Source organism: Streptomyces longwoodensis (assembly GCF_001514125.1).
Lineage (GTDB): Bacteria > Actinomycetota > Actinomycetes > Streptomycetales > Streptomycetaceae > Streptomyces > Streptomyces longwoodensis.
In genome coordinates this window covers 798,461-815,600 of the sequence record NZ_KQ948549.1, presented here as the reverse complement: position 1 = coordinate 815,600, position 17,140 = coordinate 798,461, and the positions used below count along the sequence as shown (strand labels likewise).

The 17,140-nt window shown below is 73.7% G+C and carries 20 protein-coding genes and 1 pseudogene; 11 read left to right on the top strand and 10 right to left on the bottom strand.

The genetic code is table 11. The features are described 5' to 3' along the window. The first annotated feature begins 97 nt into the window (after positions 1-97). The gene (locus tag AQJ30_RS03705) at positions 98-1,069 is read left to right on the top strand and encodes a LysR family transcriptional regulator (protein ID WP_067228432.1); all 972 of its coding nucleotides are present in this window, start codon (positions 98-100) and stop codon (positions 1,067-1,069) included. After that, positions 1,066-2,001 carry a serine hydrolase gene (locus tag AQJ30_RS03700; RefSeq protein WP_067228430.1) on the top strand — a complete coding sequence of 312 codons (936 nt, stop codon included), beginning with the start codon at positions 1,066-1,068 and terminating at the stop codon, positions 1,999-2,001. The genes AQJ30_RS03705 and AQJ30_RS03700 overlap by 4 nt, the downstream gene beginning before the upstream one ends. 73 nt (positions 2,002-2,074) lie before the next feature. Here the strand turns inward: AQJ30_RS03700 and AQJ30_RS03695 are convergent, their stop codons facing one another. From AQJ30_RS03695 to AQJ30_RS03680, 4 genes are all read right to left on the bottom strand, one after another. Then, positions 2,075-2,749, bottom strand: a complete 675-nt coding sequence (locus AQJ30_RS03695) for a pyridoxamine 5'-phosphate oxidase family protein (RefSeq protein WP_067228428.1) — start codon at positions 2,747-2,749, stop codon at positions 2,075-2,077. 248 nt (positions 2,750-2,997) lie between these two features. Continuing rightward, complete coding sequence (locus AQJ30_RS03690; RefSeq protein WP_067228427.1) at positions 2,998-3,384, bottom strand: TraR/DksA family transcriptional regulator; 387 nt, start codon at positions 3,382-3,384, stop codon at positions 2,998-3,000. 69 nt (positions 3,385-3,453) lie between these two features. Further along, complete coding sequence (locus tag AQJ30_RS03685) at positions 3,454-3,690, bottom strand: hypothetical protein (protein WP_067228425.1); 237 nt, start codon at positions 3,688-3,690, stop codon at positions 3,454-3,456. Positions 3,691-3,760: 70 nt separating this feature from the next. Continuing rightward, a complete protein-coding gene (locus tag AQJ30_RS03680; RefSeq protein WP_067228424.1) occupies positions 3,761-4,570 on the bottom strand; it encodes a maleylpyruvate isomerase family mycothiol-dependent enzyme in 810 nt (269 codons plus the stop codon). 118 nt (positions 4,571-4,688) lie between these two features. Here AQJ30_RS03680 and AQJ30_RS40020 point away from each other — a divergent pair. The 4 genes and pseudogenes from AQJ30_RS40020 to AQJ30_RS03665 all read left to right on the top strand — a co-directional run. Continuing rightward, positions 4,689-4,796 (top strand): annotated as a pseudogene (locus tag AQJ30_RS40020) (LysR family transcriptional regulator); the annotation flags it as partial. 158 nt (positions 4,797-4,954) lie between these two features. After that, entirely contained in the window at positions 4,955-5,878 is a 924-nt protein-coding gene (locus AQJ30_RS03675) for an NADP-dependent oxidoreductase (RefSeq protein ID WP_067228423.1), read from the top strand. Positions 5,879-5,980: 102 nt separating this feature from the next. Beyond that, entirely contained in the window at positions 5,981-6,256 is a 276-nt protein-coding gene (locus AQJ30_RS03670; protein WP_079083774.1) for a DUF3253 domain-containing protein, read from the top strand. Positions 6,257-6,461: 205 nt separating this feature from the next. After that, complete coding sequence (locus AQJ30_RS03665) at positions 6,462-6,698, top strand: hypothetical protein (RefSeq protein WP_067228421.1); 237 nt, start codon at positions 6,462-6,464, stop codon at positions 6,696-6,698. 91 nt (positions 6,699-6,789) lie between these two features. On the opposite strand, the gene AQJ30_RS03660 is transcribed toward AQJ30_RS03665, so the two are convergent. Then, positions 6,790-6,984 (bottom strand): antitoxin, encoded by a 195-nt coding sequence (locus tag AQJ30_RS03660; RefSeq protein WP_067228419.1) that lies wholly within the window; start codon positions 6,982-6,984, stop codon positions 6,790-6,792. A gap of 144 nt (positions 6,985-7,128) precedes the next feature. Between AQJ30_RS03660 and AQJ30_RS03655 the strand changes: the two genes are divergently transcribed. After that, positions 7,129-7,596, top strand: a complete 468-nt coding sequence (locus tag AQJ30_RS03655) for a GNAT family N-acetyltransferase (protein ID WP_067228418.1) — start codon at positions 7,129-7,131, stop codon at positions 7,594-7,596. 90 nt (positions 7,597-7,686) lie between these two features. On the opposite strand, the gene AQJ30_RS03650 is transcribed toward AQJ30_RS03655, so the two are convergent. After that, positions 7,687-9,654: a sigma-70 family RNA polymerase sigma factor gene (locus AQJ30_RS03650; protein ID WP_067228416.1), complete on the bottom strand. Its 1,968-nt coding sequence runs from the start codon at positions 9,652-9,654 to the stop codon at positions 7,687-7,689. 257 nt (positions 9,655-9,911) lie between these two features. Between AQJ30_RS03650 and AQJ30_RS03645 the strand changes: the two genes are divergently transcribed. Both AQJ30_RS03645 and manD read left to right on the top strand, forming a co-directional pair. Beyond that, on the top strand, positions 9,912-10,895 hold the full coding sequence (locus tag AQJ30_RS03645) for a thaumatin family protein (RefSeq protein WP_067228414.1): 984 nt from the start codon (positions 9,912-9,914) through the stop codon (positions 10,893-10,895). 20 nt (positions 10,896-10,915) lie between these two features. After that, positions 10,916-12,157, top strand: a complete 1,242-nt coding sequence (gene manD, locus AQJ30_RS03640; RefSeq protein ID WP_067228413.1) for a D-mannonate dehydratase ManD — start codon at positions 10,916-10,918, stop codon at positions 12,155-12,157. A 50-nt stretch (positions 12,158-12,207) separates the two neighbouring features. Here the strand turns inward: manD and AQJ30_RS03635 are convergent, their stop codons facing one another. Beyond that, positions 12,208-12,456, bottom strand: a complete 249-nt coding sequence (locus AQJ30_RS03635; protein WP_067228411.1) for a hypothetical protein — start codon at positions 12,454-12,456, stop codon at positions 12,208-12,210. A gap of 194 nt (positions 12,457-12,650) precedes the next feature. Between AQJ30_RS03635 and AQJ30_RS03630 the strand changes: the two genes are divergently transcribed. Beyond that, positions 12,651-13,814: a serine hydrolase domain-containing protein gene (locus AQJ30_RS03630; RefSeq protein ID WP_067228409.1), complete on the top strand. Its 1,164-nt coding sequence runs from the start codon at positions 12,651-12,653 to the stop codon at positions 13,812-13,814. A gap of 46 nt (positions 13,815-13,860) precedes the next feature. After that, positions 13,861-14,442, top strand: coding sequence for a DUF488 domain-containing protein (locus AQJ30_RS03625; protein WP_067228408.1), 582 nt, complete (start codon positions 13,861-13,863; stop codon positions 14,440-14,442). A 51-nt stretch (positions 14,443-14,493) separates the two neighbouring features. Here AQJ30_RS03625 and AQJ30_RS03620 read toward each other — a convergent pair whose 3' ends face one another. From AQJ30_RS03620 to rpmG, 3 genes are all read right to left on the bottom strand, one after another. After that, positions 14,494-16,233, bottom strand: coding sequence for a RecQ family ATP-dependent DNA helicase (locus AQJ30_RS03620; RefSeq protein ID WP_067228406.1), 1,740 nt, complete (start codon positions 16,231-16,233; stop codon positions 14,494-14,496). Between the two features lie 197 nt (positions 16,234-16,430). Further along, positions 16,431-16,553, bottom strand: coding sequence for a type B 50S ribosomal protein L36 (ykgO, locus tag AQJ30_RS03615; RefSeq protein ID WP_067228404.1), 123 nt, complete (start codon positions 16,551-16,553; stop codon positions 16,431-16,433). Positions 16,554-16,630: 77 nt separating this feature from the next. Beyond that, positions 16,631-16,795 (bottom strand): 50S ribosomal protein L33, encoded by a 165-nt coding sequence (rpmG, locus tag AQJ30_RS03610; RefSeq protein ID WP_067228403.1) that lies wholly within the window; start codon positions 16,793-16,795, stop codon positions 16,631-16,633. Between the last annotated feature and the right edge of the window lie 345 nt (positions 16,796-17,140).

Sequence of the window (17,140 nt, the reverse complement as noted above, 5' to 3'; positions counted from 1 at the left end):
TCGGTGGATCACCGACGCAACCAGCGAAACAACGGGACCCCACTCATGTCCAAGAGTGAAAAGTGAAGGGCCCATACCGAAGTGGTATGACTGCTGGATGGACCTGCTGGCACACCTGGAGGCGTACGTCGCCACGGTCGACGAAGCGAGCTTCTCGCGGGCGGCCGACCGGCTCGGCATCGCCCAGCCGCTCCTGAGCCGCCGCATCAAGACGCTGGAGACGCACTTCGGCGGACCGCTGTTCGACCGCTCCCGTCGCCAGGTCGCGACGACGGAACTGGGCCTGCTGCTGCTCCCCTACGCGCAGGACGTCCTGGACCGGGCCCAGCGCCTCGACGAGGCCGCCCGCTCGGCCCAGCGGTCCCGGGTCCGGGCCGTGGGAGTGCCCGTCGACTGCGCGCCGGCCCAGCTGGCCCGGGTCATCCGCGCCGGGACGGACCACGGCGCCACCCTCGGTGTGCGTGAACTGCCGCCCGCGGAGCGGGAGGCCCGGCTGGCGGACGGCACGCTCGCCTACGCCGTGCTGCGCGTTCCGCCGGAGGGCGCGGCGCACCGGGTGCCGCTCGGTGTGGCCACCGCGCCGCCCCGTGACGCACGCCGGCCGGCGGACGCCCGGCAGGGGCGCCCGGTCCACCTCGAGGACCTGCGGCCGCGCCGCGTGGCCACCACCGGCGCCCGGACCGCTCCCCTGCCGGTCCTGACCCTGGCGGAGGACGACGTGCCGTACGCGCGCGACAGGCTGGCACGTGCGGCGGCCCGCTGCGGGCTGCCCGAGCGATGGGTACGGCCGGCCGAACCAGCGGCCACCGCGCTCGCCGAGACACTGGCCGGCCGCGCGGTGTTGCTGTGCGGGGAGTCGTTCGCGCGGCGGCACGGGGCCGACTGGGCGCCGCTGGCCGACGCCTCGCTGCACCGCGGGTACGACGTGCGCGCGAGCGCGCGCGAGCGGAGCGGCGACGTACCGCGGTGGCTGTCGGCGGTCCTGGCGGCGGCGGCCGGTGCCACCAGAACCGTCGACAGGCGTCCCGAGCCGGCGCACACCGCGACCCGACTGGCGGCGCAGGGATGACCGGGGGCACGCCCCCTCGTCCGGAACAGATCTGCGGCGACGGCCGGCTGCGGGACGTCGCCGAGGTGATCGCCAGGGACTGGACGGCGCTCGGCGTCCGCGGTTCGTTCCTCGCCCGCGACATCGACACGGGCGAGGAACTCGGCTTCGACACCGGCGATCCGGTTCCCCTCGCGTCCGTGGTGAAGGTGCCGCTCGCCCTCGTCGTACTGGACCTGATCGCGAACGGCGGCCTGGACGCGGCCCAGCCGGTGACGGTCGACCCGGCCACCAGCAGCGTCGGCCCCACCGGCATGGCGGCGTTCCGGCACCCGGCCACGGTCGCCGTGGGGGACCTGCTCCTGCTCATGCTCTCCGTGAGCGACAACGCCGCGGCCGACGCGCTGTTCGACCTGGTGCCGGTGGCCGACGTCGACGCCCGGTTGCGCGCCTGGGGCTGCGCCGGCCTCCACGTACGGCACCGGGTCAACCACATGTACGAGTGCGCCGCCGGCGCCGCGGGCAACGACTTCTCCCTCGCCCTGGAACTGGCAGTCCGCGACGAGCGCGCGCAGCGCCACACCATCAGGACGCTGGATCCCGCACACGCCAACACCGGCACCGCGGCGGGGCTGGTCGCCCTGCTGCAACGGGTGTGGCGCGACGAGGTGGCACAGCCCCGGGCCACGGCCGAGCTGCGACGGCTGATGGGCCATCAGGTTTTCAGCCAGCGCCTGGCCGCCGAGCTGCGCACCGACAGCCTGCGGGTGAGCGGGAAGACGGGCACGTTCTTGCACCTGCGGCACGAGATCGGCGTGATCGAGGCGGACTCCGGAACCCGGATCGCCATGGCCGCACTGACCCGAGCGGACCGCCGTGCGGCACAGGCACCGGACATCGACCTGGCGATCGGAATCGCGGCGCGCCAGGCGTTCGAGGCATTGCGCACGTGAGGGTGGGGGCAGTGTGAGCCGGGGCGGAGCCGTGCCCTGACTCATCGACACCCCGGCGCGGGTAAGTGCTGGATCAGCCCTGCCCGGTCCCCTCACGCCGGGCGACATGCGCCGGCACCGGGATGTCCGGGGGCAGCAGCGGGTCGGGGACGGGGGCGCCCCAGACCTGGGTGAGGGGGAGGGTTCCGGCCCACAGGCCCAGCTCGGCGTCGGGGCCGTCACCGTCGTCGGGGCCGCCGGTGCGGATCTTGACGGAGGCCTCCTCCAGGGAGACGGCGAGCAGGGTGGTGGCGGCCAGCTCCTTGCGGCTGGGGTGGCGCGCGTACGTCCACTGGCCCGGCGTCGCGTGCTCGGTGAGCCGGCGCAGTCCCTCCAGCTTCTCGTCGGGGTCGGTGACGGTGCGGGCCTCGCCGTGGATCACGGCGCTGCGGTAGTTGACACCGTGCTCGAAGACGGACCGGGCGAGGACGAGGCCGTCCACGTGGGTGGCGGTGACACACACCGGAGTGGACCCGGCGAGACTGCGGCTGGCGACGGAGCCGTGGACGTACAGCCACCGCTCGTCGCGGCCGTAGACGGTCGGTACGACGAAGGGCCGTCCGTCGATCACTACGCCCAGGTGGCAGAGGAACCCGGCGTCCAGGATCGCGTCGAGATCCGCCCGGGCCAGGCTGCCCTGCTCCCGAAGGCGGCGGTGCCGGGTGCGGTCGGTCAGCGGGAGGGCGGAGGGAAGCGGCTGTGGCGTCATACCCGGAAACTACCGAATGCGCGCTTTGAAGGCGATGCTTGCGATGAGATTGACGGTCTGACACTTGATGGGCAACTGAATCAGTAGTTCAGGGATGCCGGTCTGGGACGACCTGCTGCCGGAGTACCCAGCGGATGTCGCGGAGGCGGATGCGGCGATCGTGGCGGACGCACTGGTCGCCTCCGTCGGAGGTCGCCGCTCGGCTGGCGGCTGATCGCCGGACGGCTGGTCACTGGCCGCAGCACGCTTCAACGAGTCGTGGACGCGCAGCGCACGCAGGTCTTCGCCGCCGGGCGGACTTCTAGGCGCTCCGTCGGGATCGGCTCACCACACTGCTCGCAGCGTCCGTAGTCGCCCGACTCCAGTCGCTCCAGGGCGCTGTCGAGATCGTGCAGGTGCTCGCGCGTCTGGGACAGCAGGGAAGCGACGTGCGCCCGCTCGAAGGCCGTGCTCGACCCCTCCGGGTCGTGCTCGTCGTCGACGGCCACCAGCGCGTTCGCCTCGACGATCCCTTCGTACTCACGGCTCAGGGCGGATATCTGCTGCAGTGTGCCGACACGGTCGGCCGCCAGCGCCGCACGTATCGCCTCGGCCGGAGGCACGGGAAGGGCGGCGTTGCTGGATGGATCGGTCATAGGGGAGGAAACCTTTCCATCGTCGGTCCGATTCCCGGGTGCCTGCTCCCGGTCGACCGGGGCGACCGGTCACGCCGCCCTGACAGCGCCGTGGTCGCGGGCCAGCAGGCGCAGCTCGACCCGTGCCGCCGGCACCGAGGGGACCGTCTCCCAGTAGGGGTGCCACCACAGCCGTACCGACAGGAGCAGCAGACGGCGGCGCAGGCCGGTGGTGTCACGGGGGCGGGGTGCGGCGAGTGCTTGGTAGGTGGCGTTCCAGGCGGCTTGCGTCTGCACCAGGTCGTCGGGGAAGTCGTTCACGTCCATACCCGTATTAGATCGCGTGTTCGAATTCCGTGTCACCTCGGACACGCCCGCCGCCGAACGGTGCCCGGGGTCAGAACGCCGTGTGTGCGAACCAGCGGTCCAGGAGGCCGGTGTCCCCCGACACCTCGAACACCGGCTCCCGGTAGGACCGGCGGCCGTAGAGCAGCAGCAGGAGGTCCGCGGCGGGAGCCCGGACGGCCGCGGAGTCCGCCGCTCCGGGGCCGCTCCCGTCGCCCGCCACCAGCCGGAAGCCGTCCGGCTCCAGCCGGACCCGCCACTCCTCGCCGGCCGCGCCGCCGATGTCCGTGCACCCGAACGCGAGGACTTCGCCGTCGCCGCGCAGTCGGGTGACTCCCGGCGCGAAGAGCCCGGCGTACGGCAGGTTCACCAGGAACTCGTCGACGCCGTCCGCGGCCGGCTCCGGGTCGACCTCGGCGTCGCGGCCGACGGCACGCTCCGCGTCCACCCGGTGCACCAGCGTCTCGAAGAGCATCCTGCGGGCCCAGAACCGCGCGTGCGGGTCGGCGCCCCAGGTCCACATCGCCGCGCCGGGATCGGTGTCCCGCAGTACGGCCGCCACCGCGGGCACGCCCGCCGCCAGCCAGTCGGCGTACTCGCGTACGTCCTCGGGAAGCCCCAGCTCGACGTCCCGCTCGCGGGGAACCTCCTGCACCCGCCGGGACAGCAGGACGCAGAACCAGCGCTGCAGCGCTCCCACGTGCCGGGTGAGGTCGGCCAGGGTCCAGCCCGGGCAGGACGGCACGGCGCCGGCCGGGTCGGCGTCCCGCACCGCGTCGGCGAACCGGCGGGTCTCCCGCCCGATCGCCTCACGGTAGGTGTCGTACGGCAGGGGGTGCCCCGCCGGGTTCGTGGTCGTCATCCGCAGCCGCCGTTCTGTGCCGTGCACTCGATCTCGCGATCAGTGTGGCGGCTGGAGCGCACTCGAACGTGAATCGGCCCCGGGGTCGGTGGGCGGACGGCCCGAGGAGCGATCGCAAGTCGAAGGCGCGCCCCCCGAGATCCGCCGGGTCCTCGTGGCGCGGCTCCCCGGCCGCCCCACCCCGGCGATCACGGCTGTCACCCGAGCCTTCGCCTCGACCACCTGACACGAGCCGCCGGCCGGCGTCGGGTGCGGTGCCGCGGCCACGGCGACGCGGGTGCTGTGATCTGCGTCTCAGCCGGTTGCCCCTGACGTCAATGTCAGAGGTGAGGATGGCGACAACGCCCGGAACCACCGGGCCGAGCGTACGAGAGGCGGCGCAAGATGGGACAGGCGTGGGGTTTCGGCAGGCATGGCGGGCCCGAGGTCCAGGAGTTCTTCGATCGTCCCGATCCCGTCCCCGGTCGCGGCGAGGTGCTGGTCCGGGTCGACGTGGCCGGGGTGAACCCCCTCGACCACCTCCTGCGCTCGGGTCTGGTCGACGGGCTCGACGGCGGGCGTCCGTTCCCCCGCGTCCTGGGCATGGAGGCAGCCGGGACCGTTCTCGCCCGGGGCGAGGACGTCGACGGGCTCGAGGTGGGTGACGCGGTCTTCGGCTTCGCCCTCACCGGTGGCGGCACCTACGCCGAGACGACGGTGCTGTCCGCGCCGAACACCGCGCGCATCCCGGAGGGCCTGTCCGCGACCGTGGCGGCGACGCTGCCGGTGGCCGGAACGACCGCGGTGGACGTGCTCGACCAGCTCGGCCTCCCGGCCGGTGCCACGATCCTGGTCAACGGGGTCGGGGGCGGGGTCGGCCTGGCCGTCGCCCGGCTGGCCGTCGGGCGCGAGCTGCGCGTGACCGGCACCGGCAGTGCCGCCAAGCGCGAGCACGCCGAGGCCATCGGGGTGCGGTTCATCGACTACACCGCCGGGGACGTCGCCGCCGCGGCCCGTGAGCTGGTTCCGGACGGCTTCGACGGCATCGTCGACCTGGCGGGGGGCAGCTCGCTGCGGACGGTCGCTCCGCTGGCCCGGGACCCCCGCGACGTCATCTCCGTGGGTGACATGTCCGTGCCCGAACTCGGCGGGCGTTTCGTCGAGCGCCGCCTCGACCGCGAGAACCTGGAGCGGGCGGCCCGGCTGGCCCTCGACGGACTCCTCGCCCCCGTGATCACCGCGGTCCATCCGCTCTCCGACGCCCCGGCCGCCCTCGCCACCGTCGAGAACGGTCACGCCGCGGGCAAGGTCGTCATCAAGGTGGCGTGAGCGGGGCGTCCTCGTGATCAGGGACGCCGTGGCCAGTGCCCTCGGGGCCGGAGACGCCGTGACCAGGGACGTCGCAACCGAGGGCCGTGTCACACTGGGGGGGTGGCGGAGTCGGACCGGTCCCTCGACCAGCGACTGGAGCAGGTCATCATGAGCCTGCTGGAGCGCCGCGCCGACACGGCCTCCATCTGCCCGTCCGACGCCGCACGCTCGGCCTACGAGGGTGACGACGACGGCTGGCGCGACCTCATGGAACCGGTGCGCCGGGCGGCCTGGCGTCTGGTGGAGGCCGGCGAGGTCGAGGTGACCCAGGCCGGGCGGCCCGTCGCGAAGACCGGGGCACGGGGACCCATCCGCATTCGCCGGGTCCGCCGGTAGCCGGGGCGTCGGCCGCCGTCTCCCGCAGCCACGGTGCCACGTCCCCCTGGACAACGACGTCGGCGTGACCCCGAGTTGTACGCGCCGATCCAGGGAAGTGGACCATGTGTCATCGGCCCGGACAGCCAGGCCGGCTCCGAGACGCCCCCTGGGCGAGGACACACGAGGGCGCGCCCCCGCCCCGAGCACAGACAGGAGGCCGTCAGTGACCGCCGTTCCCGAGGGCCGCGACTGGACCCGGATGAAGCGCGCCGACTTCGACGACTGCGCCCCGCTCGACCTGGTCGACGCGGAGGACGCGGCCCTGAGCCGGCCCGTGCCCGCCGTGCCCGACGAGTGCGGGACCCAGGCGCTGTTCGGTAAGGCCCCGGAGCCGCCGCGCCCGCGCCGCACCCGCACACCGGCCCCCGCTCCGACCGAGGACACCGATCCCCTGTTCTGAAGCCCGGGTTCCGCGCACCCGCCGCTCCGCGCCGGAAACACGACCGGGCCCCGGCGATCGACGCCGGGGCCCGGTTCCGGGTGTCGTGGGTTCAGCGGTCCGTCGCGTCGCCGCTGCCGTAGGAACGGCGCGCGGCGTCGGCGGCCTTGTCGGTCTGCGCGTCGTACTTGTCCCCCGTGCGCTCGTCGACCATCCGCTCGACGCGGTCGACACCCTTGTCGGCCTGGTCCGGATGGCCCTTCGCCATCTCCTTGGCCTTGTTCGCCATGTCTCCCAGCTTGCCCATGAGGTACCTCCCGGCGCTGCGTGTGTGTCGTACCCGGCGCTGAGTACCCGCGTCGTCCGGATCGAAGCGTGCACGGCGGATCCGTCGTCGTGCCGACCGTCCAGCACGGACGCCCGGGCACACCGGGGCTGGGACACTACGGCCATGGATGCCGACGTGATGGGCTGGAGGCTGCGTTCCGCGGTGGCGGCGGACGTCGAGGTGATCGCGGAGTTGCGGGCCACGGTCATGCGTGCGGACCTGGAACGCCTCGGGCGCTACGACGACCACCGGGTACGACAGCGGCTGCGGGACTCCTTCTCCCCGCAGTACACGTCGGTCATCATGCTCGACCGTGGCCTCGCAGGATGCGTCACGGTCCGGCCGGCCGTTGGCAGGCAGTGGCTGGAGCACTTCTACCTTGCTCCGCACTGTCAGGGACGGGGGCTCGGATCCGCTGTGTTGCGCACCGTGCTGGAGCGCACGGACGCGCAGGGCATGACCGTTGGCCTGAACGTCCTGCAGGGCAGTGGTGCGCGTCGCCTCTACGAGCGCCACGGGTTCGTCGTGGAGGCGCAGGACGAGATCGACGTCTTCATGATGCGCGCGCCGGGGGCGACGGCGGGCGCATGAGCCTGTCAAGCGGCGGTGCGAGGACCCGCCGCAGGTACGTTCGCCCCCGGGGGCCGGTGCCGGCGCAACCGCCGTACCGGCCCCCTCAGTTCAGCGCGCCGCCTGGAAGGCCCGGCCCGCCGCCGTGGCCGTCGTACCGTCCGTGAACAGCCCGCTGCTCGGCTTCGACGGATCGGCACCCAGCCCGAACCACGCGTAACGGTGCACGTAGGGCAGGCTGTCCAGCATCTTCGTGGACGCCGTGACGAATGCCGCCTGCTGCGCGGCGGAGGGGAACCGCGTCCCCTGGGAGAAGTCGATCAGCGCGTACTCGGTCAGCCAGATCGGCTTGTGGTAGCGCGCGTACACCGACGTCAGGTACGACTTCAGCTGCTCGACCGCTTGCGGGGTGCGGGAGTCACCGCCGTACCAGTGCAGCGTGACGAAGTCGACCCGGTACCCCTTCTGCGCGGCCCCGGCCATGAAGCGGTCCAGCCAGCCGCCGGGCGTCGCCGCGCCCGTCGCGACCGCGGGGCTGCCCAGGACCTTCCCGGCCGCCATCAACTTCGGCCACAGCTGCAGCGCTTGCTCGACCGACATGTTCGACTGCTGGGCGAAGTCGGGTTCGTTGAAGCCCAGCAGGTACGGCCCCGCGGCCCGGGCCTGCGCCAGCGCCTCGTCGGTGACGGACGCGGCGCCCCAGATCATCGGCACGAACGAGGCCGACGTCGGGGTCGTCACGCCCTGGTGCTGGGTGTTCCAGGTGTAGTACCAGCTCGCCCCGCTCGCGGCGAGCGCCCGGCTGACCCCGTTGAACGTCCACACCCCGACACCCTTCTTCGCGCCGGACGCGATCTGCACGGGAGGCGCGGAGTGCTGTGCAGGGCTCCCCTTCACCGAAGCACTCCCCGAAGCATCCCCCGACGCCTTCACCGACGCCTTCGCCGACGGTGAAGGGGACTTACTGGAGCTGGGACTGGAACTGGGGCGCGCGCTCGGGCTCGGTGGGGCGCTGGACGAGGTGACGTCCAGCGGGGTGGGCGGGGGAACCGTCGCCGCTGCGGGCGCGGACGGCCCCACCGTCAGCCGGGCGGCGACCAGCGCGGCCACGGCGACGGCCGCGACCGCCGCCGAGCCGCCGACGACGGCCCGCCTGCCCGCCACCCGCCTGCCCGTCCGCGCGTGCCGCCGGTGCCCCCGCCCCGCCGCGCGGCCGCCACCGCTCCCCGAGCCGGAAGAGCCGCCGGACCCCGAGGGGGTCGTCGCCGTCCCGACATGGGCGAGCACCCGCGCCGGATCGAGACTGGCCGGCACGGCCACCAACGGCAGCCCGCCCAGCAGCCGTTCCATGGGCAGCAACCCCCGCTCCAGGCCTCCGCACACCTCACAGCCGCGCACATGACGGGCGAACCGCTTGCGCCACAGCGGACTCGGCGTGCCGTCCCACGGCGCGGCGATCTGGCCCAGCTCGGCGCAGCGCGGCTCGGCGGCCAACGCCCGGACCACGCCCCGCGATGTCTCCATCTGCTTCTTCATCCGCTGCACCCGTACCGCCGTGTGGCGGTCGGACAGCCCCAGCGCGCCGGAGAGGTCCGCGCGCTCCAGGTCGCCGGTCGCCTCCAGCCACCACAGGGACAGCAGCTCCTGGTCCTCCGCGTCGAGCCAGCGCGTCGCCTCGGCGACCTCACGGCGCTGCTCGGTCAGTCCGAGCCGCAGGATGGTGAGCCCGGCGAAGTCGAGGGCGGGATCGGTGATCGTCTCCGCGTCGTCCAGGTGCGCCCTGCGGTCCCGGTCCGTGGCCCGCGCCTGCTCCCGGTTCCGTACCTGCCGGATCGTGATCGCCACCAGCCAGGACCGGAACGCGGACGGGTCCCGCAGCTTCGGCAGCCCGCGCACCATGCGCAACAGCGTCTCCTGTACGACGTCGTCGACGTCGGCGTGACCGTTCAGGGCGCGGCCGACGATGTTGTAGACCAACGGCAGGCAGCGGCCCACCAGTTCCTCCAGGGCCCGGCCGTCACCCGCGCGGGCGGCCGTGACCAAGCCGGGATCAGGCCCTCTCCGATGGTTCTCGCTCATGTGGGTGTGTTTCCTCCACGCAGGGATCGGCTGTCGGGACGGAGACCGTCCGGGACTCACGGGGACAACAGAAAATCGGTGGACCGGCGTCACGTTCCGTTCCGGCCCCGCGATTCGTGTTGTACGAACCCCGTCCATGGGGTCTCCGTGAGGAAGGCGCACATCCGGCACGACCCGAGGAAGGCACAAGAATGGCACGAGGACGCAGGAGACACGGCGCGCACCCACCGCGGGGCCGACGCTGGTGGCACGCCGCGGTGGCAGCCCTCGTCGCGGTCGCAGCCGTACTGGTCGTCCGCGCCGCCTGGACGCCGTCCGGCGGCGACGGCGTCGGCACGGCGGACCGCGGACGGATCACCGGGGCACTGCCGTCCGGATCACGGGCCGGCGCCCCGCCCACCTCGTCGGTGTCACCGAGCCGCAGCACCGAGCCGTCCTCGTCACCGTCGGCGAAGACGGCGACGAAGCCGAAGGCGTCGGCGAAGGCGTCGGCAAAGGCCACCGGGAGGTCGGCTACCGGCTCGGGCACCTCGGGCGAGGCCCAGCAGCCGACCACCGCCCCCGCCGGCAAGCGCCTGATCACCGTCGTCAACAAGACCCACGAGACCGTCTGGGCCGTCGTCACCGACACCGCCGTCTACCCGGCCGGGCGCGAACTGGCCCCCGGCCGCAGCATGTCGGTGATCGTGGCGGACAACTGGGCCGGCCGCATCTGGGGCCGCACCGGCTGCGCCACCACGGCCGCGGGCCCGTGCGCCTCCGGCGACTGCACCAGCGTCTGCTCCGGCGGCAACCCGCCCACCACGCTCGGCGAGTTCACCTTCTCCGCCTTCGACGACATGGACTTCTACGACGTCAGCATGGTCGACGGTTCGAACCTGCCCATGTACATCAACGTCTCCCACACCACGACCGTCGACCCGGTCAGCTCGTCCGGCTGCTACCGGGGCCGCTGCACCACGGAGGTCACCTGTCCCAGGGCGATGCAGACCCTCCTCAACGGCCAGGAGATCGGCTGCAAGCCCCCGTGCGCCGCGTTCGGCGGCGACACCTACTGCTGCCGGGGCGCCTGGGCGGGCCGCGAGCACTGCGTCCCCGCCACGTGGCCGGTCGACCATACCCAGGTCTTCAAACGGGCCGCCCCCTACGCCTACTCGTACGCCTTCGACGACTCGGCCACCATGTCCTGCAAGCACGAGTGCTACTACCGCGTGACGTTCGGCACCACGAACGACACCTGACGCCCGTGGGAGGATCCACCATGCAGATCGTGTCCGCCGAGGTCGTCGTCACCAGTCCGGGGCGGAACTTCGTCACCCTGCGGGTCACCACCGAGGACGGTGTCACCGGTCTCGGTGACGCCACGCTGAACGGCCGGGAACTGGCCGTCCGGTCCTACCTGGACGACCACGTCGTCCCCTTGTTGCTGGGCAGCGACGCCTCGCGGATCGAGGACACCTGGCAGTACCTCTACCGGGGGGCGTATTGGCGGCGCGGTCCCGTCACGATGGCCGCCGTGGCGGCGGTGGACACCGCGCTGTGGGACATCAAGGCTAAGTACGCCGGCATGCCGCTCTACCAGCTCCTCGGCGGCGCCTGCCGGACCGGCGCCCTCGCCTACGGCCACGCCTCCGGCCGCGACGTGCCCGAGCTGCTGGACTCGGTGCGGGCCCACCTGGAGCAGGGCTACCGGGCCGTTCGCGTGCAGACCGGCATCCCCGGTTTCGACTCGGTGTACGGGGTGGCCGCCTCCCGTGCCGGTGGCGGGGAGCGGTACGACTACGAGCCCGCGCGGCGCGCCGTCGGGCCCGTGCCGCGGCCGGCGGTCGAGACGTGGGACACGCGCGCGTACCTGCGGCACCTGCCGACGGTGTTCGAAGCGGTCCGGGCGGAGTTCGGGCCCGAGCTGCCGCTCCTGCACGACGGGCACCACCGGATGACCCCGATCCAGGCAGCGCGGCTCGGCAAGGACCTCGAGCCGTACGACCTGTTCTGGCTGGAGGACGCCACCCCCGCGGAGGACCAGGCGGCCCTGCGCTTGATCCGCCGGCACACGACGACACCGCTCGCGATCGGCGAGGTGTTCAACTCCGTGCACGACTACACGACCCTGCTGAGCGAGCGGCTCATCGACTACGTGCGGTCGGCGGTGACGCACGCCGGTGGGGTGACCGCCATGCGGAAGCTGCTCGACCTGGCGGCCGTGTACGGCGTCCGGTCCGGGATGCACGGCCCCACCGACATCTCCCCCGTCGGCATGGCCGCGGCGCTCCACCTGGACCTGGCGGTGCACAACTTCGGCATCCAGGAGTACATGCGGCACTCCGCGCGGACGCTGGAGGTGTTCCGCACCTCGTACCGGTTCGAGGACGGTCTGCTGCACCCGTCCGACACCCCGGGTTTGGGCGTCGAGCTGGACGTCGGGGCGGCCGCCCGCTTCCCGTACCAGCAGGCGTACCTGCCGGTCAGCAGGCTGCGCGACGGCACGGTCCACGACTGGTAGCGCGGACCGGCCGACGGGACGGGTGGCGGACCGGCCGACGGGACGGGTGGTCAGGCGCCGAGACGGGTCACCGTGCTGTCCAGGCGCGCCGCGACCTCCTCCAGGTCCCGGCGCGAGGGGGCGTCCGTGTCCAGCTGGGCGCGCAGGTCCCGCTGGGTGACGACCTCCAGCGCGCCCCGGTAGTCGTCGGTGTCCAGTGCCGCCTCGGGGACGACCACGGCGGCGCTGGCCACCACGACCAGCACCGCACGCTCGGCGTCCGAGGCGAGCAGTTCCTCCACGTGCTCCGGGGTGATCACGTCACTTACGTCCTTCCGCTCGGCCGACTCTCGTGGCCCTCCCCGGTTCCCCAGCCCGGCACCGGCCATGCCGCCGCCGGGGCCGACCGATGAATCGGCGGCGCCGTCACGGTCGTACCCACGACAGACGCCACGGCGCGGCACGCACGGCACCGTCGAGCACCGCTGCGCCGTCCCGACCTGGAGGCCGATCCATGGACACGCTGCACGACACCCTGCACGCCACCCTGCGCCGGTACGTCGACGACGGGACGGTACCGGGCGCCGTCGGCCTCGTGGCGCGCGGCGACGACGTCGAGGTGGTGGCCGTCGGGTCGGTCGACACCGACGGCTCCGCGCCGATGGCCAGGGACTCGCTGTTCCGCGTCGCCTCCCTCACCAAGCCGGTCACGGCGGCCGCGGTGCTGATGCTGGTGGAGGAGGGCACCCTCGCCCTGGACGCCCCGGTCGCGCGGTGGCTGCCGGAACTCGCCGCGCCGCACGTCGTGCGCACCCCGCGGTCGCCGGTCGACGACGTCGTCCCCGCGGCCCGCCCGATCACCGTGGCGGACCTGCTGAGCTCCCGCACCGGCTGGGGCTTCCCCGACGACTTCTCGCTCCCGGCCGTGCGGGCCCTGTTCGAGGTGCAGAAGGACGGCCGAGACCTGCGGGACTGGCCGGACCCGGACACCTGGCTGCGGCTGCTCGCGCAGGTGCCCCTGTTGCACCAGCCGGGCGACGCCTGGCTGTACGGCACCTCGTCCGACCTGCAGGGCATCCTGGTCGCCCGGGCTTCGAGGCGGACGCTGCCCGACTTCCTCGCCGAGCGGATCTTCGCCCCGCTGGGCATGACGGACACGGGGTTCGCGGCGTCCACACGGCAGCCGCACCGCCTCACCGCCTCCTACACCCGGGCCCCGGACGGCACCCTCGCCCTGGCGGACGCCCAGGACGGCTCCTGGACCCACGTACCGCGCTTCCACTCGGGCGGCGGGGGCCTGGTCTCCACGGCCGACGACCTGCTGGCCTTCTCCCGCATGCTGCTGGCCGGGGGCGAGGGCAACGGCCGCCGGCTGCTCGACCCGGCGTCCGTCCGCCGGATGACGACCGACCACCTCACGCCGGAGCAGCGCGCCGCCGCCACCCTGTTCCTGGAGGGCGAGGGCTGGGGCCACGGCGGCCAGGTCGACGTCAGCACCCGCGCGCCGTGGAACGTCCCGGGCCGCTACGGCTGGGTGGGCGGGACCGGGACGACGGCGCACCTGGTCCCGGACACGGGCACCACCACGATCCTGCTGACGCAGGTGGCCATGGACGACCCGACGCCGACGCCGATCATGCGGAGCTTCTGGGAGTGCACGGCGGCCGCTCGGCCCTGAGCGCGACCCGCCCACAGCACGCCGCCCGGTCCACGGCACCCGTACGGTGGGGCGTGTGCGTACCACTGCCCCCGACGGCCTCCCGCGCCCGGTGCTCGAGCTGATCACCGTGGGGCACAGCAGCGCCGACCAGGAGACGCTGGCGGAGCTGCTGCGGACGGCGGGGGTCACGGCCGTCGTGGACGTCCGGACCGCCCCGGGCAGTCGCCGGTACCCGCACCTGGCCCGGCAGCGGATGGCCGAGTGGATGCCGCAGGAGCACCTCGCCTACCGGTGGGAGCCGCGCCTCGGCGGCTTCCGCAAGCCGCCGCCGGACTCCCCCGACACGGTCTGGCGCAACGAGTCCTTCCGCGGCTACGCCGCCCACACCCGCGCCCCGGAGTTCGTCGCCGCGATGGACGAGCTGGTGCGGCAGGCCGGGCGGGAGCGCACCGCCGTGATGTGCCGGGAGGCGGTGTGGTGGCGCTGTCACCGCCGCCTGATCGCCGACGTCGCCGTCCTCGCCCACGGGGCCGTCGTACAGCACCTGATGCACGACGGCCGCTCCATGACGCACACCCCGACGCCGGGCGTCCGCCGGCGCGAGGACGGCCTGCTGGTGTACGACGGGGAGGACGCCGCCCGGTGAGCCGTGCGACCCGCCGCGCGCGTCCGGCCCCCGGCACGTCACAGCACCTCGTCACGCGGCGGGCTTCTCCTCCCGGCCCTGTCCCACGACCGCGAGCAGGTCGTCCTTCTCGGCCAGGGCGTCCAGCGAGAGCGTGCGGTAGCCGACCTCCTCGAACAGCACGGTGATGCGGTCGCCCTCCTCGCTCAGCACCGTGCCCGGGCCCCACTCGCCGTGCCGGACCTCCGCCCCGATCGGATAGGCGCCGACGTCGGGGTGCGCCGGGCGCTCGTCGCCCGGGGCGGGGCCGTCCCCGGCCTCCTGCGCCTCGCAGACGTCGCAGGTGCCGCAGGGCGCCTCGTACTCCTCGCCGAAGTAGCCCAGCAGGAAGCGGCGCCGGCAGCCGGTGGCCTCCGCGTAGGCCCTCGCCATGTCGACCCGGGAGCGCTCCATGCGCCGGTGGGCCTCGGCACGCTCCGTCGCCCGGTGCACCGCCTCCGACGGGTCGGCCCCGGGGACGGGCCGCACGGTGCCCGTGGCGTCCGTGGCGACGGCTCCGGCCTCCTCCAGGAGGTTCACGGTGGAGGTGACCCGGCCGCGCGTCATCCTGGTCTCCCGGCGCAGGTCCTCCAGTCCGGCGGGCCCGTCGCCGTGGGCGTGGACCGCGTCGACGACCTTGCGCACGGTGTCCGGGCTGGGCCGGCGGCCGCTGAAGAACGCCTGCATGCCGGTGTCCTCCGGGCGGTAGTGCAGGACGGCGAGGGCGGGTTCCCCGTCCCGGCCGGAGCGCCCGACCTCCTGGTAGTAGGCGTCCAGGGAGCCCGGCAGCGCGGCGTGCAGCACGAACCGCACGTCCTCCTTGTCGATCCCCATCCCGAAGGCCGAGGTCGCCACCACCACGTCGGTCTCCCCCGCCAGGAACGCCTCGTGGACGCGGCGGCGTTCGGACGCGCGCATGCCCGCGTGGTACGCCTCCGCGGCGAGCCCGAGCGCGGCCAGCTCACCGGCGTAGAACTCGCTGTCCTTGCGGGTCGCCGCGTAGACGATGCCGGGCTTCGGCTCGGCGGCGGCACGCTCGACGACGAGCCGGCGCCGGTCGGCGTCCTCCTGGTGGCGGTGCACCTCCAGCCGGATGTTGGGCCGGTCGAAGCCGGTGACGAGGACGCGCGGGTCGCGCATGCCGAGGCGTTCGACGATGTCCTGCCGCACCGGGGGCGCGGCGGTCGCGGTGAGCGCGAGGACCGGCGGGCCCCCGAGGCGCCGCGCGGCCTGGGCCAGCCGCAGGTAGTCGGGGCGGAAGTCGTGTCCCCACGAGGAGACGCACTGGGCCTCGTCCACCACGAACAGCGCGGGGTCCACCTCGGCCAGCCGGTCCACCACCTCGTCCTTGGCGAGCTGCTCGGGCGACAGGTACAGGAAGTGCACCTCGCCCTCGCGCACCGCCGTCCAGGCGGCGTCCTCCTCGGCGGCGGTCAGGTCGGAGTTGACGGCGACGGCCGCGGGGCCGCGGTCCCCGTCGGGCAGGCCGGCGATCTGGTCCCGCTGGAGGGCGAGGAGGGGGGACACGACGACCACCGGGCCGGACAGCAGCAGGCCGGGGACCTGGTAGACGGCGGACTTGCCGGACCCGGTGGGCATGACGACCAGGGCGTCCCGGCCCTCCAGCACCCACTCCATGGCCGTGAGCTGCTCGGGGCGCAGTTCGTCCCAGCCGAACACCTCGGCGGCGGTCTCCCGCAGCCGCCGGGCGCCCTCGCCGTCCCGCCTCCGCCCGGACCGCTCCCCGTCCGCTCTCCGCACCCCGCCGCTCATCGCACACTCCTCCGGTCCGCGTGCGGGACCGACCTGGCTCGCGGACCCGCACGGCTGTCCTGTGTACCCGCGGTCGTCGCGCGCACGCGTGCGTACGAGGTGCTCGGGGCGGGGAGCCGTGTCACGGCCCGCCGGAACGCACGGCGGCCCGGCACCGCGCGTGCGGTGCCGGGCCGGCTCACTGCGGGGAAGGACCGTCAGCCCTGGCGGGCCTTGAACCGCGGGTCCTTCTTGTTGATCACGAACGTCACGCCCCGCCGGCGCACCACCTGGGCACCGGGCTTGTTCTTCAGGGAGCGCAGCGACTTGCGCACCTTCATGGCGGCCTCCTCGGGTCGATCGGGCGGGTCCGCCGACGGCGGACCCGGAGTGTGCCCCCGTCGGGGAGCTCGGGAGGTCAGCGCTCCTCGCGGAAGAGGACGTGCTCGCCGAGCACCGGGTCGAACTTGCGCAGGACCAGCCGGTCCGGGTCGTTCGACCGGTTCTTGCGGGTCACGTAGGTGACCCCGGTCCCGGCCGACGACTTCAGCTTGACGACGGGCCGCGCGGTGCTGCGTGCCATGAGGTGCTCCTTCCGTCACCATCCGAGTCGGATGACTCGAACATGTCAGACGTGCCGTACAACAAGGGGACCCGGTGCGGCATTCCCGCGGCTCAGACCGCGTCCCGGGGCCTGACGACGAGGGCCCGACCGGGCCAGGAGAACGGCCGACGGACCCTCCTGCACAGGGCGCGGCCCGCCGTCCAGCCACTGCGGAGACCTTCACTCCATCGGGGCATCCTCGCCGTCCTCCGCCCATGCGCGATCACGGTGGCCGTACCGTTACCGCCTCATCCCTCGACACCGGGGTGGTCGGCCGCCATGCTCGTCACCCCCGTGTCGTGACCGGGGAGACGACGGACCAGC